Here is a 20,671-nt window from a genome sequence, read left to right as displayed (position 1 = left end):
AAATTGTTAAGGGGGTGATAATGATGCCAGCAGTCAAATGCGCAGTAGCGAATTGTGAATATTGGACACAAGGAAACAACTGTCATGCGGACACGATTATGATTGAAATTGATCAGCACGCTCATGCTAGCTACAATGAAGAATTTGCTTCAGAGGAATCGTTTGATACTACTCATCATGATACTGCAACTAAAGCGGCTAATACGTGTTGCCACACGTTTAAGCCTGCGAGTAAAAACTAGGTATGTGTAACGCGGAGGTAGCATGAATAAAGAGGACAGTTCTTTAGACAATGCCACCAAGGAGCGATTCCAGAAGAGTCAGCTTCATCTCGAAAGCGGACTCCATGCTGGGGAAGAATATGCAGCTGAGATTGCTGTACCTCAGACCAGAATAAACCCAGATTATAAGTCCAGTTCGACCTCGACAGTTTCTGATGAGGAAGTCGCTGAGCTCGTAGAAGTTGTAACACGCAATAAAGCAGTGGGGTATGTTGCACTGTTTGTTGCTCTGGCCTCTTTATTTGTATGGCCAGTACTGCTTGGGATTTCGGGTATTATTCTCGGTGTTATTGCTTTTGTAATGGGAAATAAGAGCTTGGGTTCTTGGTCCGTTGCTCTTGGTTTTATTGCCGTTGCCGCCTATTTTTTATTGATTCCATATTATTCCTAGCAAGCCAAGCAAGCCGAGAAATCGGCTTGCTTTTTATTTTTAATCAGAAAAAAAGGTGGAAAAGGGCTTAAGAATGCCATTATTCCTGTGTAAAAGCGCGAGAAGGGCTTATTTTAATGTGTTTACGCCCATTTGCTCGTACTATTTGGCTTCAAGTGTCATATTCGCACCTTTGAATGATTACAGTATTATTATATAATGAGTAGTGATATTTAAAAAAATAAAATCGAAAATTAAGGGAGGTGTACCTACTCTCCTGGGTGCAGCTTTTGCACTTGTTAGGGGATAGGTAAGGTATTGGAAGATCCTTTGCCCGAAACGTTAATCAGTTTTCTGTTAATGTTTGGACTAGTGTTGTTAAACGGTTTTTTTGTCGCAGCAGAATTTGCAATGGTGAAAGTACGTGGAAGTCGGATTGAATCGCTTGTCGGTGAAGGCCGGCGTAATGCGAAGTTTGCTCAAGGAATTATGAATAATCTTGATGCTTACCTTGGTGCGTGTCAATTAGGAATAACACTCACTTCATTAGGACTTGGTTATGTAGGTGAACCGACGTTTGCCAAAATTTTAGAGCCATTATTCGCTCCGCTGGGATTACCAGACACCGTTTTTCACACGATTACATTTATTATCGCGTTTTCCTTAATGACTACTCTTCATATCACGTTAGGTGAACAGTTTCCTAAAACGTATGCGATTCGTAAAGCGGAACAAATTACGTTGCTCTCTGCAGGACCCATGGTATTATTCTATAAAATGATGTACCCGTTCATTTGGACATTAAATGGCATTTCGAATTGGATGTTGCGCCGTGCTGGGATTGAGCCTACAACGGAACACGAATCTGCGCATACGGAGGACGAAATTCGAGTCCTGATGCAGGAAAGCCACAAAAACGGACTAATTGATAACACAGAGCTCACGCTTGTTGATAATATATTCGGATTTGCTGAGACGACAGCACGCGAAATTATGATTCCTCGTACAGAAATGGAATGCTTATATGCAGGACTTTCTTATGCAGAGAACTTAGCTATCGCGATCAAAGAAATGCGAACTCGCTACCCAGTGTGTGATCCAGATAAGGATAACATCATCGGTTTTGTTCACATTAAGGATCTGCTGAAGCCTGATGCCAACCTGAAAGGCATTAAGAAAATCATTCGACCGATTACTACGGTACCGGATTCTATTCATATCAGTGATTTGCTGAAAATGATGCAGAAACGCAAGAGCCAAATGGCTTTGCTCATTGATGAATACGGCGGTACTTCAGGTTTAGTGACGTTAGAAGACATTATGGAAGAGATTGTTGGTGAAATCCAAGATGAATTTGACGAGGAGCGCCCAACGATCGAAATGAAAGATGAGAATACATTCTCAATTGATGGATTGTTGTTAATTGATGAAGTTAATGATTACTTCGGACTTGAAATCGAGTCGGATGACTATGATACGATCGGTGGTTGGATTTATTCCCAAACGGAAATTCCTCCTAGCCGTAATCAGCAGGTAAGTTATAACGACGAGTTTATGTTTATCGTTGAAGAAACCGATCATTTGCGCATATCACGAGTCACAGTGAGAAGATCATTGAATGACAATGAAATGCTGCAACAGAATATTTCTTGAAAGGCAAGAGGGGGCAGTCAATAGACTGTCCTTTTTTTTATGTATTCGAATAAAAGTATAGTCGTCAAGGCTCAAAACGTGTACAATGAATACATCGAAAATGAAAAAGCGAGGTCTGAGAATGAACAGCATCACGAATACGCAAGGAATTGACCCTAGAGTGTTGAAAGAGCTGCTTCAGCTTCAGACGATGAGTAAAATAAGTCTTTTCGCTGATAACTCCTCATCTTCAAGCTCGGACGAAACTAGTGATTTCAGTGAGATTTTAAACACATTGATGGGCCAAGGTGTAAATACGGGGACTGACCCTTTAGATACATCTATACTTAATCAATCGCTAAGCAATCTGCCAAGCGCGTTAGGCGCTTTGAATAAATCATTTACACCGTTGCAGTCCCTCTCACAGCCGACATCTGTAACGCAGTTTGAAGGGCTCATTGGGCAAGCTAGTTTAAAATATGGCGTAGACACCTCTTTGGTTAAGGCGGTCATTCAGCAAGAGTCCTCGTTCAACCATCAAGCAGTTTCAACCGCAGGTGCCAAAGGATTAATGCAGCTAATGGATGGAACTAGCAGCGGTTATGGGGTCACGAATCCATTTGATCCCAAGCAGAATATAGATGCAGGTACACATTTCCTTAGTGGATTGCTGAAGAAATATAATGGGAACGAAGGCGTTGCTCTTGCAGCATACAATGCTGGTCCTGGTCGTGTCGATCGCTTAGGGATAAAGACAGATCAGGATTTGGCCGCTAAGCTTCAGTTCTTGCCGAAAGAGACGCAAGCGTATGTTTCAAAAGTGCTCGATCATCGTTCTAATTTTGCTCAATAAATACGGATCCAATGGGCTGGTTTTCGCATGTGCTATGCGGAGATCGGCCTTTCGCATTGTTGCCTGCTTACTTGAGTTCTCATCGGATATACGTTTTAATAGGAAAAGCATCCCATGAAACAAGAATCATTTTAGTTTAGGGGTATGAAGGGGAATCTGCAAACTATGCTTTATATGGATTACGCGGCAACGTCGCCGCTTTATGAAGAAGTGATAGAAACGATCGCGGAAGTAATGAAATCTCATTACGGAAATCCTTCCTCGATTCATCGCCTTGGTGTAGAAGCTGAGAAGCTTCTGCAAAGCGCGAAGGGAGTTATAGCTTCATCGCTTAAGGTATCGTCAAATGAAATCATTTGTACTTCTGGCGGGACTGAGAGTAATAACTTAGCGATCAAAGGCGTAGCCTACAACTATCAGCAAAGAGGCAAGCATCTGATTACTACGCAAATCGAGCATCCATCCGTTAAGGAAGTATTTGCTGGACTTGAGCAGGAAGGCTTTCGTGTTAGCTATTTGCCTGTCTCTAAGACTGGCAGCGTACAGCTCGAGGATCTTCAAGCAGCCATTTGTGAGGATACAATTCTTGTTAGCATCATGTATGTGAATAATGAGATTGGCACGATCCAACCGATTCAAGAAATTGGTCAGTTCCTCGCGGGTTTTCCGAAAATTATATTTCATGTTGACGCTGTACAAGGCATTGCTAAACTTCCTCTAGAACCGAAGACATGGGGAGTTGATCTCTGCAGTGCTTCTGCGCATAAATTTCGAGGTCCAAAGGGTGCAGGCTTCTTATATCGGAGAGCAGGCGTACAGCTCAAACCATTGCTTGCAGGTGGGGGACAAGAATTTGGTGTTCGTTCAGGTACGGAGAATGTCCCTTTGATCGTGGGCATGGCCAAAGCACTGCGCATCAGTATGGATCATCTTGCATCGAAAATTGCTCACAAGCGGGCGCTCAGGCAACAATTGTTGACCGGTATCTCTGCCATACCTGAGCTAGCAATTTCAGGCTCTGCGGTGGAGGAGGAGATGGCTCCTCATATTGTTCATTTTTCTTTTGCAGGAATGAAAGCAGAGGTCGTCGTGCATGCCCTAGAACAGAAGGGGATCTACATCTCTACGAGATCAGCTTGTACATCTGGTGAATCGGAGCCTAGTGAAGTCATGCTGGCATTGGGTTATCAGCGTGATGTGGCCGCTAGCGGCTTAAGAATAAGCTTTTCTGATGAACAACAAGCAGAAGATATAGCGCTGTTCCTGCGCTCATTACAAGAGGTGGCCAAGGAGCTTGCTCCCATGAGAAATCCATCCGTCATCCATAGGGGGAAGCGAAATTGAAACCGGATTGTTTAATATTGCGTTTTGGCGAAATGATGTTAAAGGGTAAAAATCGCAAACGATTTGAACAGAGTGTTATAATTCAAATTCGTAAAGTTTTAAGTTCTTTTCCTGATGTTAGGTATATTCCGGAGTTTGGACGCGTATATGTGGAGCTAGGGGGTGCCGCTTATGAACAGGCTTCTGCTTCTTTACAGCGTGTATTTGGACTTGCATCCTTCAGTCCAGCGTATCATGCGCCATTGGAACTAGCTGCAATTCAAGAAACAGCGCTGCGGATGATGCAGGCATTACCTAAGCAACCTTCGACTTTTAAGGTGACAGTTCGCAGGGTTAATAAAGCATTTCCGCATGACTCGCAGCAGATGAATTACTTGGTTGGCGGTTATGTGCTTCAAGCGATTCCGGGGCTGCAGGTGGACGTTCGAAAGCCTGAGGTTGAATTGCGTGTAGAAATCCGAGAGGATAAGGTGCTTTTATACGTTGAAGTCATTGAAGGGGCTGGGGGGTTCCCGTCAGGTACAAGTGGCAAAGCGCTGCTCATGTTGTCTGGAGGTATTGATAGTCCTGTTGCAGGTTGGTTAGCCATGCGAAAAGGGTTGACCTTGGAGGCTATCCATTTCCATAGCTATCCATATACGAGTGAGCGGGCGAAGGATAAGGTCATTCAGCTTGCGAATCAGTTGGCAGGCTACACGGACTCCCTAAAGCTTCACATGGTGTCTTTCACAGAGGTTCAAACCTCCATACATCGTGAGTATCAGGATAATTTGCTAGTCACGCTCATTAGGCGGGCTATGTACCGAATTGCTGAACGGATAGCTGAGCGTGAAGGACTTGGAGCCATAGTTACCGGTGAGAGCTTGGGGCAAGTTGCAAGTCAAACCCTGCCAAGTTTAAATGCTATTGGTCGTGTGGTCACTTTACCGCTCCTTCAACCGTTGATGATGATGGACAAGCAAGAAATTATTGGTCTTGCAGAATCAATTGGGACTTTTCCTATTTCGATTTTACCCTATGAGGATTGCTGCTCCTTGTTCCTTCCGCCATCTCCTAGTACGAATCCTAACTTAATCTTGGTTGAGAAGCTGGAAGCTAGCATGGGTTTTCTAAATGAGTTAATTGACAAAGCGGTCTTAGCAACAGAAACTATTGAAATCGTACATGGACAATTGAAACAGGAAACTAACGCCCATTTATTCTAACTCTCGACGCTGCTGTGAACGCACCCTTTCCAATCACTTGCTCTCCATGTTCGCCAGGAGGTCGTGAAGCAATGATTGATGCGTTATTATTATTTCTGCAAATTATGTTAATCAATATCGTTCTGAGCGGCGATAATGCGGTTGTCATTGCATTAGCCAGCAAGAATCTGCCGCTTGAACAGCGCAAGCTTGCGATTTGGTGGGGGGCGTTCGGCGCTATTGCTCTTCGTTTAATACTGACACTTGTAGCCGTGAGTCTGCTTTCAATTCCATTCATTCAAGCGGGCGGTTCTATCTTGCTCTTATGGATTGCGATTAAGCTCCTTACGGACGAAGAGGGGCATTCCAATGTCAAGGAAGCTTCAACGCTTGGCAAAGCGATTTGGACGATTATTGTTGCAGATTTCGTCATGAGTTTGGACAATGTATTAGCGATTGCAGCCAAAGGAAATGGCAATAATACGGTCATTATTTTGGGTATTGGACTAAGTATTCCGATTATTATTTGGGGAAGTACGCTTGTGATGAATTTATTGCAGAAATACCCGATTCTGGTATTTATCGGAGCAGGGATACTTGGATATACAGCAGGGGAAATGTTTGTAAAAGATGAGAAAATGATTGACTGGTTGCTGCATGATTATGAGTTTTTACATATTTGGATCCCCATTATGGCAACCATTGTCGTAATTGCGGCAGGTGGTATCGCCAAAGGGGTACGAATGCTGCAATTCAAGACGCGGAATGAATGAATTCAAAGCACGCTGACCATGGGTCAGTGTGCTGTTTTTTTGTGCGACGCGATGGCCCAGAAGGACCAGCCATAGATTAAGAGGAATAGAATAATTAATGTTGTGGAGTATCTATACATCATCGCGTAACTACCACTCCAGTTAGCGAGGGCGCCTAACGCCATGGCACCTAATCCAATGCCAAGGTCGTTGGCTGAGAAGAAGGTTCCATTGGCAGCGCCTCGGCGCTCAGGGGAAGAACGCTGAATCGTCCACGCTTGAAGAGCGGGTTGTATCGAGCCAAATCCAACGCCGTAGCATAAAGCTGCAATAGCTAGGCTAGTGTTGGAGTGCGCATATGAAAGTAATAATAAGCCTGAAATCGTGAAAGCCGCTCCAGGGAGCAGCACCCACTCCGGTCCTTTGCGGTCGAAGAGAACCCCAGTGAGGGGACGCACGAGTAGAACCATGCTGGCATTGCATAAGAAAAATAAACCTACATTAGGAATGCCTGCTTCTAAGCCGAATAAGGTAATGAAAGTCACAATTCCTCCGTAACAGATTGCACTGCATAGTAACAGGGCAGAGGGGAGGAGCGCGCTCTGTTCCCATAGGCGATCGACAAAGCGAGGGCGTTGACTTGGTTTCACTGGGTGTAGAGGCTTCGGATATGTAATGAAAAGCGAGCTAAACAAAGATAAAATAGCAAGAATAGTTGAGATTAAAAGCACATAAGCAAATCCTATGGATTGCATGACCCACAAACCAGTTAACGGACCGACGGCCATGGCCAAGGTGTTGGATAACCCATAATAGCCCATTCCCTCGCCGCGGCGTTCAGGGGGGATGATATCGGCTATTACGGTTCCGAGCGATGTCGTCGACAATCCCCAGCCGATGCCATGAACGAATCGTGCTGCTAGAATTAACGTAACTGCTGCGATATATGAATAACCGGCAATGGTAAGTGCGCAAATAGTTAAACCAACTAAGAGAACATGTTTTCTACCTAAAAGGTCTAATGCTCTGCCGGCGAATGGTCTTGTCAGGAGTGAGGAAATAGTGAAAATCCCAATGACAAGTCCGACTTGGACATTGTCTCCACCTAATTGAGAAAGATGAGTAGGTATCGTAGGGATCAGCATTTGAAAACTAAAAAAAAGCAGTAAATTTGCGAGTGATGTGATCAGAAAAGCTTTGGTCCAAAGTGGTTTCTGTTTTACCTTATCGCTAGTTAGAGTTTGTTCCATGATACCTCCTCAGTTGAACATCAGACGACCGATCGCCAAGGCAAATGGGGCCTGTGCGAGCTATAGTATACCCAGTCATTTGGAATTGAACGCAAATTGGGGCAATCATAAACACCTAGCAATTTTATGCCATGTGAGCTAAAATATTTGTTGAAGGGTGTCGATTTATAGTCGATTTACCCTATTCAACCTATGCCCATTTGAGGAGGGATTCGTATCGCTAGAAATAGCTACTCCATTGGTATTGTATTTATTGGCTTAGCTGTCTTATTGTTGCTAGGCAAATTAGGAGTCTTCCAGATGCTTTTTTCCTTTTTTTGGCCACTTGTCTTACTCGTGCCTGGACTGCTCTTTCATTTGTTGTATTTTAACCGCCGTTTACCAGCGGGCGTTCTCGTTCCTGGCGGCATTTTAACCGTATATGCCCTTATGTTTTTCTTTTGCAACTTATTTGGTTGGGGTTCTATGGCTTATATTTGGCCAGGTTTCATACTAGGTCCTGCAATTGGTTTATATGAACTCCACTTGTTTGAACGGGGGAGTGATCGCGGTATTTGGATCGCAGCTATGGTGTTAGGCATCATTTCGGCAGCGCTGTTTGCTTTGACTTTACTAGTCAAACTAGGGATTTATGTAATCGCTTTGATCCTTGTTGTTGTTGGACTTTCCATGATTTTCCGAAAGCGAAGATTGTGGTGAACTTGCTTCTTTCCAGTTAAAAGTTTTGTTAAGTGTGCCTTTTGTCTTGCATAATGTCGAGAAACTGCGTATACTAAGGGTAAATGTCAAGCGTCGGCGCTTATGTCCGACGCTTGTTTTATGAACAGAGACGAAAATTATAGGGTAGAGAGGGTTTGACATTCATGCATGCAAGAGACAAGATTCGCAACATTGCCATTATCGCACACGTTGACCACGGTAAAACAACACTCGTAGATAAATTGCTTCAACAATCCGGAACATTCCGCGATAACGAAGCTATTCAAGAAAGAGCGATGGACTCCAATGATCTAGAGAGAGAGCGCGGTATTACCATCCTTGCCAAAAATACGGCGATTAACTATAAAGATTACTTGATTAACATTGTAGATACACCAGGGCATGCTGACTTCGGCGGAGAAGTTGAACGTATCATGAAAATGGTAGACGGCGTATTGTTGGTTGTTGATGCTTTCGAAGGTACAATGCCACAAACGAAATTCGTTCTACGTAAAGCGCTTGAGAGCAACCTATCCCCAGTTGTTGTTGTAAACAAAATTGACCGTCCGAACGCTCGTCCACAAGAAGTTGTTGATGAAGTTCTAGACTTGTTCATTGAACTTGGTGCTACTGACGAGCAACTTGATTTCCACGTTGTATATGCTTCCGCATTGCAAGGGACTTCAAGTCTAGATCCAGAGAAACAAGATGATAACATGGAAGCTATCTATGAAACAGTCGTACAACACATTCCAGCTCCAACGGAAGATGTTGAGCAACCTCTTCAATTCCTAGTTACATTGATGGATTACAATGAGTACTTGGGTCGTATCGGTGTAGGCCGTGTGAACCGCGGTAAAATCCGTCAAGGTCAAACTGTTACGGTTATGACTCGTGAAGGCGGACAAAAACAAGCTAGAATCGAGAAGCTTTTTGGATTCAGTGGTTTGAAGCGTATTGAGATTGAAGAAGCAGCTGCAGGGGACATCATTGCCATTGCAGGTATCAAAGATATTAACATTGGTGAAACGGTAGCAGATCCTGCGAACCCAGAAGCATTGCCAGTCTTGAAAATCGATGAGCCAACGCTTCAAATGACATTTATCGTAAACAACTCGCCATTCGCGGGTCGTGAAGGTAAATGGGTTACTTCCCGTAAAATCCGTGAGCGTCTTTATAAAGAACTTGAAACAGACGTTTCCCTTCGTGTTGAAGATACGGATAGCCCTGACGCTTTCGTAGTATCGGGCCGCGGTGAGCTTCACTTAGGTATTTTGATTGAAAACATGCGTCGTGAAGGCTTTGAATTACAAGTTTCCAAACCAGAAGTTATCATTCGTCAAATCGACGGACAAAAAATGGAACCGATTGAGCATTTGATCATCGACGTTCCAGAAGACAGCATGGGTTCCGTTATGGAGAGCTTAGGTTCTCGTAAAGCCGAAATGGTCAACATGATCAACAACGGCAGCGGTAACGTTCGTCTAGAGTTCAAGATCCCAGCACGCGGTTTGATCGGTTACAGAACGAACTTCCTAACGCTTACTCGCGGCTACGGAATTATGAACCATGCTTTTGACAGCTATGGTCCATACCAAGGAGCAGGCGTTGGCGGACGTCACGAAGGCGTACTCGTTTCCAGTGAATCCGGCGTATCTACATTATATGGAATTCTTTCTGTCGAAGATCGCGGTATCTTGTTCGTTCATCCGCAAACAGAAGTTTACGAAGGTATGGTTGTTGGTGAGCATACACGTGACAATGATATCATCGTTAACATTTGTAAAGAAAAAGCGGTTAACAACATTCGTTCCGCAAATAAAGAAGAAACAGTAAAAATGAAAACACCTCGCTCGTACTCTTTGGAGCAAGCTCTTGAGTACTTGAATGATGATGAGTATTGTGAAATTACACCTAAATCGGTTCGTATCCGTAAAAAGATTCTGAACAAGAGCGAGCGCGAGCGTGCTGAGAAGCACCGCAAAACAGCGGAAGCTAACGTTTAATTCACAAAGTATTCGAATAAAGGGAAATGTGGGCTTTCTAGCCGCATTTCCCTTTATTTTATTGTCGTTTTAAGGGATAATGAGGAATGACTTACATTGGATGACTTAACCTATTAATGAAATGGAGTGTATGTTCGTTGACTGCCCTGAATGAATGGTTTGCCAATCACCTCTTGATTACGTATCTATTAATCTTTGTTTTTATGTCCTATGTGTACAATAAAGTGTTTCGTACCCGCAAGCTGCCAGTGCTTAAAGCAGCTCTAATCTATGTGTTGTTAGCAATCGGTTCCGTGATGCTCCTCGTATTCCAAATCGTAGGCTTGCCCATTGTACTTTGCTTGGCTGTAGCGATTTCTTTGATGTTCATGGTTAGAATCCGCTATTTTATTGAAAAAAGAACCGGCAAAAGGCCGACATAACAAGTAAGGAGTCCATGCCTTATGACGCGATATTGGTTAACACCTATTCTCAGTTATTCGCCGCTCGTGTTGGGGGCTGAGCGTATGAGCTGCCTGCCTGACGCAGAATTCGAATCGTTCCGCCAGCTAGCAGGCCAGCAACATCCTCGCTTACTCCAGATGTTTAAAGCGAGCCTCCTGCTCAGTGATGATGAAGAGATGTGTGGATCAGACCTCGTAGAATTAGATTTAACGCATGAAGGTAACCTTGTATTTAATGGTGAGCCATTCTATCTATCGCACTGCGCAGAAGCCTTTCTGGACCGTTTGTTGACTAAGCGAGAGGCGAAAGGTTTGCTAATCGCAATGGATGAACATCGGGAAACTAGCTATAGGATGCATAGCATTTGGATCAAACAATGGATGGATTGGTTAGATGCTGGATATGATGTTGTTCTACTAAGAGAGGATGGACGATGAAATGAAGCTAGGGGATGCTTTTTTCAATTGGTTGCAAATGCATATTGTGTCCCAGGCTCGTCCTGAGGATGAAGCGGCGAAGGAAACGCTGGATTTTTTTGCACTTATAATAGTTGAAGATCACGGAGTTAGTAATCTAGAAGTGCTGCCGATCGAAGATCCGATGAAAATATGGATTGGCTATGACCATGAAGGGGAGTATCACAAGCATTGTTTCGATCGCGAGAGTGCGGAGAAGCTGTTGGATGATATCAACTCGAATCCCATTTACAATAATCAATAGTGCTGTAACGCTGGGAACGTGGACATAACTTTAACAAATCAACGTACACTTAAATATATCTGGGCAAATAAGGAGTGCCCGTTGATTTGAAAATAGATACATAATGGTGGAACGCTTGGCACTCACTATGCTATACTGTAAGTGTAAGGAGCGTTTTCAACCACCTAGTAGGAGGCGCAAACGATATGGCTGAACTTCTAACAGCTGCACCGATGCAATGGACAGATAGCGCCCACATGATGAATACAGCCGAATATGCGAAAGCTTGTGAGAGCCGAGATGCCCAATTTTCACTCGGCCGAGTTTTTGATGCGATAAAAAAAGCCTAGATCTGCGTCTGCAGTCAGGCTTTTTGTCATCTTCAGCAATTTATCGGGCTGGAACCTGAGGGCTGTCCCCACTAGGACCTGCGTTATCGATATCTGGATCATTGCGGATATCACGTGGCAGTTGTGGCATCACACGACCAACGATATCAGCCATTTGTTCTGCAAAGCCTTGTATAGGTCTTCCTGCTTGAATGTTATCCCGGATGTTGCGTAAGCGTTGATCTAAATCCATATCAGCTGTAACGATGGCATTCACGCCATAAGGATCCTTCTTGAGTGCTTCGGCCACCGAATATTTAACGGTTCCGACTCTCGCTCGATCAAGCTCCTTCTTAATATTAATGCCGACGACAGCTGTATTGCCGAAGACGACGCAATGTGCGCTTTCAACCTGAGGGATACCCAATGCTAGGTTTTCCAAATGCGCTGCAACCGCCTTAGAATCTTTGATTTCTAGCTTTTGCGGAGCAATTTGTTGAACTTTTACTTGCTTTTGATTCGTATCTTGAGAGGGGGCACCACTTTTCGGCGCTTGACTGCAGCCTACCGCGAGGATCAATATCAGTCCGCATACGTATATTAGTCTCACCAGAATCGTTCCCTTCTTTCCTTGAATCTCGCGTTTAGTTTGTCCTGTACAGTTAGGTTGTATGTATGAATATAACCAATGATCTAACGCCAAATCTGGGAGGGGACACACCAATGAAAAAAATTTACGTGTTAGATACCAATGTACTGCTTCAGGACCCCAATGCTTTATTCGCATTTGAAGATAATGAAGTGGTCATACCCGCCGTGGTGTTGGAAGAAATCGATTCTAAGAAACGAAATGCGGATGAAATCGGTCGCAATGCCAGACATGTCTCGAGATTGCTAGACGGATTAAGAGCCAAAGGCAATTTATCTGACGGCATTACACTTGGACATGGCGGCAGCATTAAAGTGGAGCTTAACCATCGCAGCTTTGCGAAGCTGCAAGATACGTTTGCTGAATTAACGAACGACAATCGTATTCTAGCGGTTGCATTGAATTACCATTTGGAAGAACAAGAAAATGATGTGACTAGACCTGTTGTTATTGTTAGCAAAGATACGTTGGTCCGAATTAAGGCGGATGTACTAGGAATCCCAGCACAGGATTACTTAACAGATCGGATTGTGGCTCAAACCGATATGTATACGGGGTATATCACGCTTTTTGTTCACCCTTCGATCATTGATGAGTTTTATTCATATCGCTTCTTGACCGTGACTTCACTTAATTTGAGCTATATGCTGCATCCGCACGAATTCGTAATCCTGCGCGATGAGCTGGGCTCTTCCAAGTCCGCACTGCTCAAAGTTACACCGGATGCCAAAAAACTTGAGCCGCTTTACATGAGTAATGATCCCATCTGGGGAATTGCCGCGCGCAATGCGCAGCAGCGAATGGCTCTTGAGCTTTTGCTCAATGACGATATCCCGCTCGTCACCCTAACTGGGAAAGCGGGTACAGGTAAAACGCTGCTTACGTTAGCTGCGGGGCTCATGAAAATTGAGGATGATCGCAAATATAAGAAACTGTTAATTGCTCGTCCGGTCGTCCCGATGGGCAAGGATATTGGTTACCTGCCTGGTGAAAAAGATGAAAAGCTGCGCCCTTGGATGCAGCCGATCTATGATAATTTGGAATACTTGTTCGATACTAAAAAACCAGGCGATATTGAAAAAATACTTGCCGGTCTCGGCAGTATTCAAGTGGAGGCGTTAACGTATATTCGTGGACGTTCCATACCTGGTCAATTTATTATTATCGATGAAGCGCAGAACCTTTCTAAACACGAAGTGAAAACGATTGTATCTCGTGTTGGGGAAGGCAGTAAAATCGTTCTCCTCGGTGATCCGGATCAAATTGACCATCCGTACCTAGATGCATCCAGTAATGGGCTTACGTATGTGGTAGAACGCTTTAAACAGGAAGGTATAAGCGGACATATCACGCTGGAGCGCGGCGAACGCTCGCATCTGGCTCAATTGGCAGCAGATTTGCTCTAAATAGAGAAAAGCCCACATCAGCCGATGTGGGCTTTTTGCTGCGTTATCGAAGGATTTCGATGCCGCAGCGATAAGCTTTGGCAATTCCGTGCATGAGTTCTTCGAGCTGTCGATCAACAACGTACACGTCGTGGCCGCCATCTTTGTACTGGGCGATGAGATGCTCTTCAACCTGAAGGGCAGCTTGATCAACTTCGACAGAGGGACTATTCGCAGTAAAACGGAAAGGGATCACGATTTTATCGTATAAATAGTTATGTTCTGCACGACTAGTGAACCCGTAGTCACTGAACAAATCCGTCAACTCTGCATCTTCAACTAACAAACGAAGCTCCATTAGTGTGGTTTCAATATTAAAATGGGCCATGACTTCAAGTGCAGCGCGTTGTTGCTCTTCATTGCTAACAATCAGCATTTCTTTATCGCGATCGAATAACTCGACTTTGCCGGCAAGCGCTTTGACGATTTGGGCATAGAAGCCAGGTATTTTTCCGTCGGGCAGATCCATCATAAGACCAATTTTAGATTCCATTTTTGTTGTTCCTCACTTTTCCATGCATGATCCCTACTAGTTTACAGAGATAATTTGAGTTTCACAACTGCCACGCCTTTTTTGGTTTCGACACTGATCACATCGAGGTAGCTCACTACTTTTTTCGGTACAAAACCTAGTGAAAATTCCTTCGTAAAGTCTGCAATGGTCGTATCAGGCAACTTGAAGTTGTTAAATTCAAGATTATCAACAACAAATCGTATTTCATTCAAATTTTCAGCGTTGGTAAGAAGGACGAAATTTCCTTGTATGGCTATCTGCAATTCGCCCTTTTTGCCTGTGGCGACCATAGATCCATCTTTGAATTCAAAATTCAACGTTTTCAGAAGCTCACTCTTGGAGTGAAGATAGATATTAAAATCTGCATCTGTGAGATTGATGACTGGTGTTGTTGATGTCATGCTAATATACTTGCTGTCTTGCATCAAGAATTGGGGTAACTCGCGGAAAGCCATGGATAAATTGTCTAAGTAATCTCTGGCCAAAGGTAAGCCTTCTTGCTTCCACTGATCATTCAAACTTTTGATTTGGGATGCAATAACCTGAGCTTGTGCACTGACAGCAAGCTGTTTGTCCAGTTCTTCTTGAAGCTTAACGAGTCTCTCGCGCTGTTGTAGGAATTTATCTTTGGTAACTTGCAGCTCAGTTCGTGAATTCGCGAGTTCCGTTTGTAACTTGGTGAGTTTCTGAAAGGAATCCGTAAACTTCGCTAGTGAGCGATGGTCATTCGTGATAATCATCTGTAAATACTCGAACATACGCAAGACATCGGTAAAGGAATTTGCCGCGAAGAGAAGCATCCAGATCGAATCTCGGTCTCCTGTATAGTACGCGCGAAGCACTTTGCCAGCATGCTTGCGAGTTGCTTCCACATTACCGTTTTGCTTAACGATATCTTGTTCATTCTGTTTGATCTGCTCACCTATTTTGGCATCCTGCTCGTTAAGACGAGCAACCTCTTTATCGATTTCGAAAATAGTGAGCCCTTTCTGCAGCAATTCCTTAGCTTCATCTTGAGATGATTTGATTTCTTCAGCCAAGGCGCCTCCAGTAGGCAAAGTGAGTTGCAATAGCAAAACAATGGACAACAGCAAGGCTGTGAGTTTTTTAGAATTCATTGATGGTATTCTCCCCCTATGAATAGATTATCATATTTCTATTAAATGAAGCACAAAAAAATACTTACCTTTGGGGAAAGGTAAGTATTTAACCTTGTTCCTATTTTTTTGCTGCCGGTGTTAAAAGCTTGAGAATATCATCAAAACTCTTGACTTTAGCAGGAATTTCTTTTGTTAGAGGCGCACCTTGATTAATGGCATCAGTAGTTTGATGAAGTGTAATGTGATTGTCGAGGACTTTGCCATCTAGTGTCACTGAGAACGTGATATCCAGCGTCTGATCACGAATAAAGCCTTGATCATCTATTGCGATCTTCATACTGCTTGGTGCTTTAAGCGCTATAGAAGCCATGCCATTTTTCTTGAGTGCTTCTGCTTTGTCGGCTGTTAACAAGCCATTTGTTTGTAAAGTGCCAATGAACTCTGGCAACTTGGCTTGGAATTGCGTGTTGATTTCTTTTGCATTTTTTGTAGTCAGATCAACTTGAATCGATTTAGCTGTAGAACCGTCAGTTAGTTTAATAGGGTCTTTGGCCTGCTTAAACCACTTCGCATCGATTCCTTCGAAAATCAATTTCGTAAGCGCGGTAGAAACTTGTGGTGTATTTTTCAATGTGTCAGCTTTAAGGGGACTAGCCGTTGTGCTGCTCATTTTTTGTAAATCTATCGCATAGAACTCATCCCCTGTCTTATTTAAGGCTGGCATATTAAAATACAATTTGCTATCTTTAATGAGAATTGGTATGTCGATGGGGGATGTAGATCCCTTCGGTGTCACGCGTAAGTCGGATTGATATTGGAGGGGGTCAACTTGGCTAATGCCCTTCCACGTAATTGTGCTTTCTCTGATCAAAGCTAACAACCCGTTGGTAAGAGGGTTAGCTGATTTCATCAAACCATCACTGATCGCGAGAGTCGTGCTACCATCGAAAGTATAAGATTTTAATTCCGATTGTTTGTTTACGGATTGCTGAAATGCTTCTTTAACTTGTGTGTTGTCTGTACATGCGGTCAACGAGACTAGGCCAATTGCCGTTATCGCTGTTAGGGTAATCCACTTCTTTGTCATGCTGGGCTGTCTCTCCTTCCATAATCCTTTTTCATTATAAGGGTTTCCTATTCATTTGTCTGTAAGTAAAGAAATGGGGGTTTTATAATCGTGAATCAACTAGAGCCTACTAGCGTTGTCGCGGTACTGAAGGAACGTATTTGTTCGACTGTAGATCAAAGAATCTCCTTTCGAGACTATATGGAGATATGCTTATACCAGGAAACAGTTGGTTATTACCGGAAGGACCAAATAAAGATAGGGAAACAAGGAGATTTCTATACTAGCTCTTCCATAGGGACCGTAATGGGCGAAATGGTGGCCTCTTTCATATATAACCATCTGCAAACTCAAACCAATCAGCCTACTCAATTTGAAATCGTTGAATGGGGGGGAGGCAATGGGCGAATGGCAGGCCAATTACTTGATGAAATGAAGCGGGCTGCCCCCGATGTCTATGAATGTATGACGTATACGCTTATTGAATCGAGTGCCTATCATCGCCAATTGCAACTAGAAAGGCTTGTTGAGCACGTGGAGCGAATACGTTTCTTGGATGAAACAGCATGGTTGAGTGAGCCTCCGCGCGATCATGTGTATGTGTTGGCCAATGAATTGCTGGATGCATTCCCGGTTCATCGCCTGCAGTACAAAGAAGGTGTCTTTCATGAATCTTATGTGATATGGCAGGAACAAGAGCCACATTTACAAGAGAAATGGTTACCTCTTCGACCTGGACGCATATTAGACTATCTAAATACATTAGAAGTTCAATGGCAAGAAGGACAGATGAGTGAATGGAATCTAGAGGCAGTAGATTGGTATGTCCGACTTTCGGAACGGATTCGAAGCGGTTGCGTTATTGCAATTGACTATGGCGATGTAGAGGAGGAATTGTACGCCTCTCATCGGCATCAGGGGACATTAATGTGCTATCGGAAGCACGAAGCGCACGACAATCCTTTTATTGATCCAGGTGATCAGGACATTACGGCACACGTTAATTTCAGCATGTGTCAGGAGGCTGCGATTTCCGCGGGATTTGAGCCGTATGTGTTTCAGACACAGCGTCAGTTTTTAGTCGAGCAGGGCATATTGGAAAAGTTGCAAAATCATTTTGATCCAAATCCATTTAGTGATGTGTCCAAAAGAAATCGTTCAATCCGACAATTACTGTTGAGTGACGGGATGAGTGAATTGTTTAAAGTGTTTATTGCCATTAAAAAAGGTGAACCGGCATAATTGCCGATTCACCTTTTTGTTTGTTATCTGCGTTAGACGGACATTTTGAAAAATGACCAATACGTAAATCCGCTGAAGGAGATAATCATGTATCCCCAGAACAGCAATATGTAAGTACGTTCTGACAAGCGCATATAGCCTAGAATAACGAATACGGCAGTTTGAAAAAAGAAAATCAGAGACATAGGTATCATATCGCCAGCTAAGCTCATTAGTGCGATAACAAGTGTCCAAAAACCTAGAACCCGAAACATGCGATCCATTCTCGTTACATCCCCCTCTCGTACCACGTTGCACAATAACTACAACACATTATACCGTTTGATCTTATTGGTGTAAACCGTCAAACGGTGACGAAATTGAAAACATTTCATCATATAGACGTAGTATGTCTTTTTATACGAATCCCATGTATGAGGGTCAAAAAATTTGGCAATACCATTTAGTATCAAATAGATTCTATGAACTCTAGTACGGGCATAGAAATAGTAATAATGGCAACGAATCAATTGATACCTGTCTGACTAATTGATTCTTCTTTATGATGTATCCGCGGGTAGGAGAGAATTTGATCAGTAATCAAAGCTCCCGAAAAGGAGAGACTTTGCTCTCGGACCAAAGATCCCTATAATTTGTTAGGAGGTTTGGCCTTATGTCGGCAATTAGACAAGATGCTTGGAGCGATGAAGACGACTTAATTTTAGCGGAGTTGACATTGCGTCATATCCGAGAAGGAAGTACACAATTATCTGCGTTTGAGGAAGTTGGCGAGCGCATTGGACGAACAGCGGCCGCATGTGGGTTTCGCTGGAACAGCTTTGTTCGGAAGAAATATGAAGCAGCCATTCAAATTGCGAAAGCACAGCGTCAGAAACGGACACAGCTGAAAAAGCATGCACCTGTTTCAATTTCGGGATCTTCATCCATTGGTTTACTTGATAGTCCAGATGTATCTTCGGGCAAGAATGAAGTGTTTACTGAAGAGACGCTGTCTATCGATGCAGTCATTCGTTTCTTACGGCAATGGCGCAGTACCTATCAGGATATGAATCGTCATATTAAAACGTTGGAAAAAGAACTGCAGGACAAAGAGGACGAACTCGATAGACTTGGCAGAGAAAATAATAAGCTGAATAAACAAGTAAATGAAGTTGAAACCGATTATCGCGTCGTGAATGATGATTATAAAGCGCTTATTCAAATCATGGACCGTGCCAGGAAAATGGCCTTTCTCGTAGAGGAAGAGGAAGAAGAGAAGCCGCGCTTCAAAATGGATGCAAATGGTAATTTGGAAAGAGTCGATTAATTATTAAATCGCTTAGAATGAAAAGCTGCAAATCAAGGTGAGCCTTGGTTTGCGGCTTTTTTGCTGTATAATAGTGGGTACATAAATAAAGGTGGTTATTGCATGCATATTATGATCATCGGTGCTGGCTCTCTTGGACTTCTTTTTGCCGCTAAGCTTGCCCCTATTTGTTCGCATTTAACAGTAGTAACAAGGTCTGAAGATCAAGCTATTAAATTGGCGGAGACTGGTATCCAAATCATTGGGATGGAGCCACTAGAAGCGAAGGCGGAGAGGCCGATCGTATTCCATAGCTATTCCGAAGAGACGGGTGAAGCTAGTGTTCCACTTGCGCAACAAGTCGATTATATCTTCCTGATGGTGAAGCAGACGGCGATATCATCAGAGCTTATCAACTATATTCAAAGCCAAATGACACGTCACACTTACCTAATATGTTTTCAAAATGGCATGGGTCATGAAGTGAAATTAGGCCAAGCCATCGGATGGAATAAGCTTTTATTTGCGGTAACAACTGAAGGGGCTAAGCGAACTAGTCCTACATCTGTCAATCATACGGGGCATGGTATCACATATTTAGGGGCGTTAGAACCGAATAATCTTCCTGCCCCAGATAATCAACATATTTTCATTGTGCAGATGTTGGAGTTAGCAGGATTTCGTGCGGAATTGTCGAAAAATATGGGAGTCAGAATCTGGAGTAAATTAGTTGTGAATGTGGTCATTAACCCACTCACCGCCATTTTACGTGTACAAAATGGTGAATTACTCCGTTCGACATGGACTCTGTCTCTTATGCAAGATCTTTACCAAGAAGCGCTTCATGTGGCTGCTGCCAAAGGAGTTGAACTTCCGGTTGAGCTATGGGATACCATTATGGCTGTATGTGAGTCGACCAAAACGAATCATTCCTCGATGTTGCAAGATATCGAGGCATCACGCCATACGGAAGTCGACTATTTAAATGGCAGTTTAGTGAAGATGGGCAATGAAATGGGCATTGAGCTACCTGCGAATAGCATGGTGTATAGAATGATTAAAGCGATAGAAAATTAAGAGGTGAAACTTTTTGCTGAATAGTTTCGTTAGTCTATTATCTACCTTATATGCCATGTTGGCAGTAGCACCATTTATTACGTTTGTTCTAGTGTGGTTCCTTATCTTTCTATTTCTGAAGGATAAGAAAATGACCACACGTTTTACTATGGATATCACAACTTTGTTTCTACTAGGATCTGTATCCTTGATGTGGAACAAACTTTTTCATACCCAATTTGGCTTCTGGTTAATAGTTCTGATCTTATTAATTGCTTTTGGTATTATTGGGGGTTATCAAAATCATTTGAAAGGGGAAACTAATTTAATCAAAGTGGGCAGGCTTGTTTGGCGACTTAGCTTTGTAGGCTTGTCGGCCTTATATATTCTGTTGTTTTTCGTTCATATAGGTAAAAACTACCTTTTTACAACATAGTTTTTCCATGTGGTTACCTGATTTTGGATATTATG

24 protein-coding genes are annotated in these 20,671 nt (G+C 43.2%); 18 read left to right on the top strand and 6 right to left on the bottom strand.

The window, feature by feature from the left end:
• The first annotated feature begins 23 nt into the window (after positions 1–23).
• From HQN88_RS02320 to HQN88_RS02290, 7 genes are all read left to right on the top strand, one after another.
• Positions 24–242: a DUF1540 domain-containing protein gene (locus HQN88_RS02320; protein WP_173108617.1), complete on the top strand. Its 219-nt coding sequence runs from the start codon at positions 24–26 to the stop codon at positions 240–242.
• Positions 243–264: 22 nt separating this feature from the next.
• Positions 265–672 (top strand): hypothetical protein, encoded by a 408-nt coding sequence (locus HQN88_RS02315; RefSeq protein WP_173108616.1) that lies wholly within the window; start codon positions 265–267, stop codon positions 670–672.
• Positions 673–1,011: 339 nt separating this feature from the next.
• Positions 1,012–2,304, top strand: a complete 1,293-nt coding sequence (locus HQN88_RS02310) for a hemolysin family protein (RefSeq protein ID WP_173108869.1) — start codon at positions 1,012–1,014, stop codon at positions 2,302–2,304.
• Positions 2,305–2,425: 121 nt separating this feature from the next.
• Positions 2,426–3,136, top strand: coding sequence for a lytic transglycosylase domain-containing protein (locus tag HQN88_RS02305; protein WP_173108615.1), 711 nt, complete (start codon positions 2,426–2,428; stop codon positions 3,134–3,136).
• Positions 3,137–3,301: 165 nt separating this feature from the next.
• Positions 3,302–4,480 (top strand): cysteine desulfurase family protein, encoded by a 1,179-nt coding sequence (locus HQN88_RS02300; protein ID WP_173108614.1) that lies wholly within the window; start codon positions 3,302–3,304, stop codon positions 4,478–4,480.
• Complete coding sequence (thiI, locus tag HQN88_RS02295; protein WP_173108613.1) at positions 4,477–5,685, top strand: tRNA uracil 4-sulfurtransferase ThiI; 1,209 nt, start codon at positions 4,477–4,479, stop codon at positions 5,683–5,685. The genes HQN88_RS02300 and thiI overlap by 4 nt, the downstream gene beginning before the upstream one ends.
• Positions 5,686–5,756: 71 nt before the next feature.
• Positions 5,757–6,437: a TerC family protein gene (locus tag HQN88_RS02290; protein ID WP_173108612.1), complete on the top strand. Its 681-nt coding sequence runs from the start codon at positions 5,757–5,759 to the stop codon at positions 6,435–6,437.
• Positions 6,438–6,460: 23 nt separating this feature from the next.
• Here HQN88_RS02290 and HQN88_RS02285 read toward each other — a convergent pair whose 3' ends face one another.
• Entirely contained in the window at positions 6,461–7,666 is a 1,206-nt protein-coding gene (locus tag HQN88_RS02285) for an MFS transporter (RefSeq protein ID WP_173108611.1), read from the bottom strand.
• Positions 7,667–7,966: 300 nt separating this feature from the next.
• Here HQN88_RS02285 and HQN88_RS02280 point away from each other — a divergent pair, with 300 nt between their 5' ends.
• The 6 genes from HQN88_RS02280 (at position 7,967) to HQN88_RS02255 (ending at position 11,864) form a co-directional block, all read left to right on the top strand.
• Positions 7,967–8,365 carry a hypothetical protein gene (locus HQN88_RS02280; protein ID WP_246320005.1) on the top strand — a complete coding sequence of 133 codons (399 nt, stop codon included), beginning with the start codon at positions 7,967–7,969 and terminating at the stop codon, positions 8,363–8,365.
• Between the two features lie 164 nt (positions 8,366–8,529).
• Positions 8,530–10,371 (top strand): translational GTPase TypA, encoded by a 1,842-nt coding sequence (gene typA / locus HQN88_RS02275; protein ID WP_056609692.1) that lies wholly within the window; start codon positions 8,530–8,532, stop codon positions 10,369–10,371.
• 146 nt (positions 10,372–10,517) lie between these two features.
• Entirely contained in the window at positions 10,518–10,793 is a 276-nt protein-coding gene (locus HQN88_RS02270) for a YlaH-like family protein (RefSeq protein ID WP_173108867.1), read from the top strand.
• A gap of 21 nt (positions 10,794–10,814) precedes the next feature.
• The gene (locus HQN88_RS02265; protein WP_173108610.1) at positions 10,815–11,252 is read left to right on the top strand and encodes a hypothetical protein; all 438 of its coding nucleotides are present in this window, start codon (positions 10,815–10,817) and stop codon (positions 11,250–11,252) included.
• 1 nt (position 11,253) lies between these two features.
• Entirely contained in the window at positions 11,254–11,535 is a 282-nt protein-coding gene (locus HQN88_RS02260) for a hypothetical protein (protein ID WP_173108609.1), read from the top strand.
• 185 nt (positions 11,536–11,720) lie between these two features.
• On the top strand, positions 11,721–11,864 hold the full coding sequence (locus tag HQN88_RS02255; RefSeq protein ID WP_173108608.1) for a hypothetical protein: 144 nt from the start codon (positions 11,721–11,723) through the stop codon (positions 11,862–11,864).
• Positions 11,865–11,904: 40 nt separating this feature from the next.
• Here HQN88_RS02255 and HQN88_RS02250 read toward each other — a convergent pair whose 3' ends face one another.
• Positions 11,905–12,453 carry a YhcN/YlaJ family sporulation lipoprotein gene (locus tag HQN88_RS02250; RefSeq protein WP_337995211.1) on the bottom strand — a complete coding sequence of 183 codons (549 nt, stop codon included), beginning with the start codon at positions 12,451–12,453 and terminating at the stop codon, positions 11,905–11,907.
• A 113-nt stretch (positions 12,454–12,566) separates the two neighbouring features.
• Here HQN88_RS02250 and HQN88_RS02245 point away from each other — a divergent pair, with 113 nt between their 5' ends.
• Entirely contained in the window at positions 12,567–13,898 is a 1,332-nt protein-coding gene (locus HQN88_RS02245) for a PhoH family protein (protein ID WP_173108606.1), read from the top strand.
• 43 nt (positions 13,899–13,941) lie between these two features.
• On the opposite strand, the gene HQN88_RS02240 is transcribed toward HQN88_RS02245, so the two are convergent.
• The 3 genes from HQN88_RS02240 to HQN88_RS02230 form a co-directional block, all read right to left on the bottom strand.
• Positions 13,942–14,430, bottom strand: a complete 489-nt coding sequence (locus HQN88_RS02240) for a hypothetical protein (RefSeq protein ID WP_173108605.1) — start codon at positions 14,428–14,430, stop codon at positions 13,942–13,944.
• 41 nt (positions 14,431–14,471) lie between these two features.
• Positions 14,472–15,569 (bottom strand): murein hydrolase activator EnvC family protein, encoded by a 1,098-nt coding sequence (locus HQN88_RS02235; RefSeq protein ID WP_173108604.1) that lies wholly within the window; start codon positions 15,567–15,569, stop codon positions 14,472–14,474.
• Positions 15,570–15,669: 100 nt separating this feature from the next.
• Positions 15,670–16,638: a hypothetical protein gene (locus tag HQN88_RS02230; RefSeq protein ID WP_173108603.1), complete on the bottom strand. Its 969-nt coding sequence runs from the start codon at positions 16,636–16,638 to the stop codon at positions 15,670–15,672.
• Between the two features lie 90 nt (positions 16,639–16,728).
• Here HQN88_RS02230 and HQN88_RS02225 point away from each other — a divergent pair, with 90 nt between their 5' ends.
• Positions 16,729–17,859, top strand: coding sequence for a class I SAM-dependent methyltransferase (locus HQN88_RS02225; protein WP_173108602.1), 1,131 nt, complete (start codon positions 16,729–16,731; stop codon positions 17,857–17,859).
• Positions 17,860–17,891: 32 nt separating this feature from the next.
• Here the strand turns inward: HQN88_RS02225 and HQN88_RS02220 are convergent, their stop codons facing one another.
• Positions 17,892–18,122, bottom strand: a complete 231-nt coding sequence (locus HQN88_RS02220; RefSeq protein WP_029196536.1) for a DUF2626 domain-containing protein — start codon at positions 18,120–18,122, stop codon at positions 17,892–17,894.
• 389 nt (positions 18,123–18,511) lie between these two features.
• Here HQN88_RS02220 and HQN88_RS02215 point away from each other — a divergent pair, with 389 nt between their 5' ends.
• The 3 genes from HQN88_RS02215 to HQN88_RS02205 all read left to right on the top strand — a co-directional run bounded on the left by HQN88_RS02215 (position 18,512) and on the right by HQN88_RS02205 (position 20,636).
• Positions 18,512–19,165 carry an RsfA family transcriptional regulator gene (locus HQN88_RS02215; protein WP_173108601.1) on the top strand — a complete coding sequence of 218 codons (654 nt, stop codon included), beginning with the start codon at positions 18,512–18,514 and terminating at the stop codon, positions 19,163–19,165.
• Positions 19,166–19,267: 102 nt separating this feature from the next.
• Complete coding sequence (locus HQN88_RS02210) at positions 19,268–20,221, top strand: ketopantoate reductase family protein (RefSeq protein ID WP_173108600.1); 954 nt, start codon at positions 19,268–19,270, stop codon at positions 20,219–20,221.
• Positions 20,222–20,234: 13 nt separating this feature from the next.
• Complete coding sequence (locus HQN88_RS02205; protein WP_246320004.1) at positions 20,235–20,636, top strand: DUF3397 domain-containing protein; 402 nt, start codon at positions 20,235–20,237, stop codon at positions 20,634–20,636.
• Positions 20,637–20,671 lie beyond the last annotated feature (35 nt).

It is taken from the genome of Paenibacillus qinlingensis (genome assembly GCF_013204845.1).
GTDB lineage: Bacteria > Bacillota > Bacilli > Paenibacillales > NBRC-103111 > Paenibacillus_E > Paenibacillus_E qinlingensis.
This window is presented reverse-complemented; position numbering and strand designations above follow the sequence as displayed.

Excerpts from the sequence above, each read along its gene's own strand:
- HQN88_RS02255 (WP_173108608.1), top strand. The coding sequence starts at position 11,721 with ATGGCTGAACTTCTAACAGCTGCACCGATGCAATGGACAGATAGCGCC.
- HQN88_RS02280 (WP_246320005.1), top strand. The coding sequence starts at position 7,967 with ATGCTTTTTTCCTTTTTTTGGCCACTTGTCTTACTCGTGCCTGGACTG.
- HQN88_RS02310 (WP_173108869.1), top strand. The coding sequence starts at position 1,012 with ATGTTTGGACTAGTGTTGTTAAACGGTTTTTTTGTCGCAGCAGAATTT.
- HQN88_RS02260 (WP_173108609.1), top strand. The coding sequence starts at position 11,254 with ATGAAGCTAGGGGATGCTTTTTTCAATTGGTTGCAAATGCATATTGTG.
- HQN88_RS02210 (WP_173108600.1), top strand. The coding sequence starts at position 19,268 with ATGCATATTATGATCATCGGTGCTGGCTCTCTTGGACTTCTTTTTGCC.
- HQN88_RS02300 (WP_173108614.1), top strand. The coding sequence starts at position 3,302 with ATGCTTTATATGGATTACGCGGCAACGTCGCCGCTTTATGAAGAAGTG.
- HQN88_RS02265 (WP_173108610.1), top strand. The coding sequence starts at position 10,815 with ATGACGCGATATTGGTTAACACCTATTCTCAGTTATTCGCCGCTCGTG.
- HQN88_RS02320 (WP_173108617.1), top strand. The coding sequence starts at position 24 with ATGCCAGCAGTCAAATGCGCAGTAGCGAATTGTGAATATTGGACACAA.
- HQN88_RS02215 (WP_173108601.1), top strand. The coding sequence starts at position 18,512 with ATGTCGGCAATTAGACAAGATGCTTGGAGCGATGAAGACGACTTAATT.
- HQN88_RS02230 (WP_173108603.1), bottom strand. The coding sequence starts at position 16,638 with ATGACAAAGAAGTGGATTACCCTAACAGCGATAACGGCAATTGGCCTA.
- HQN88_RS02245 (WP_173108606.1), top strand. The coding sequence starts at position 12,567 with ATGAAAAAAATTTACGTGTTAGATACCAATGTACTGCTTCAGGACCCC.
- HQN88_RS02240 (WP_173108605.1), bottom strand. The coding sequence starts at position 14,430 with ATGGAATCTAAAATTGGTCTTATGATGGATCTGCCCGACGGAAAAATA.
- HQN88_RS02290 (WP_173108612.1), top strand. The coding sequence starts at position 5,757 with ATGATTGATGCGTTATTATTATTTCTGCAAATTATGTTAATCAATATC.
- HQN88_RS02315 (WP_173108616.1), top strand. The coding sequence starts at position 265 with ATGAATAAAGAGGACAGTTCTTTAGACAATGCCACCAAGGAGCGATTC.
- HQN88_RS02235 (WP_173108604.1), bottom strand. The coding sequence starts at position 15,569 with ATGAATTCTAAAAAACTCACAGCCTTGCTGTTGTCCATTGTTTTGCTA.
- HQN88_RS02285 (WP_173108611.1), bottom strand. The coding sequence starts at position 7,666 with ATGGAACAAACTCTAACTAGCGATAAGGTAAAACAGAAACCACTTTGG.
- typA (WP_056609692.1), top strand. The coding sequence starts at position 8,530 with ATGCATGCAAGAGACAAGATTCGCAACATTGCCATTATCGCACACGTT.
- HQN88_RS02220 (WP_029196536.1), bottom strand. The coding sequence starts at position 18,122 with ATGGATCGCATGTTTCGGGTTCTAGGTTTTTGGACACTTGTTATCGCA.
- HQN88_RS02305 (WP_173108615.1), top strand. The coding sequence starts at position 2,426 with ATGAACAGCATCACGAATACGCAAGGAATTGACCCTAGAGTGTTGAAA.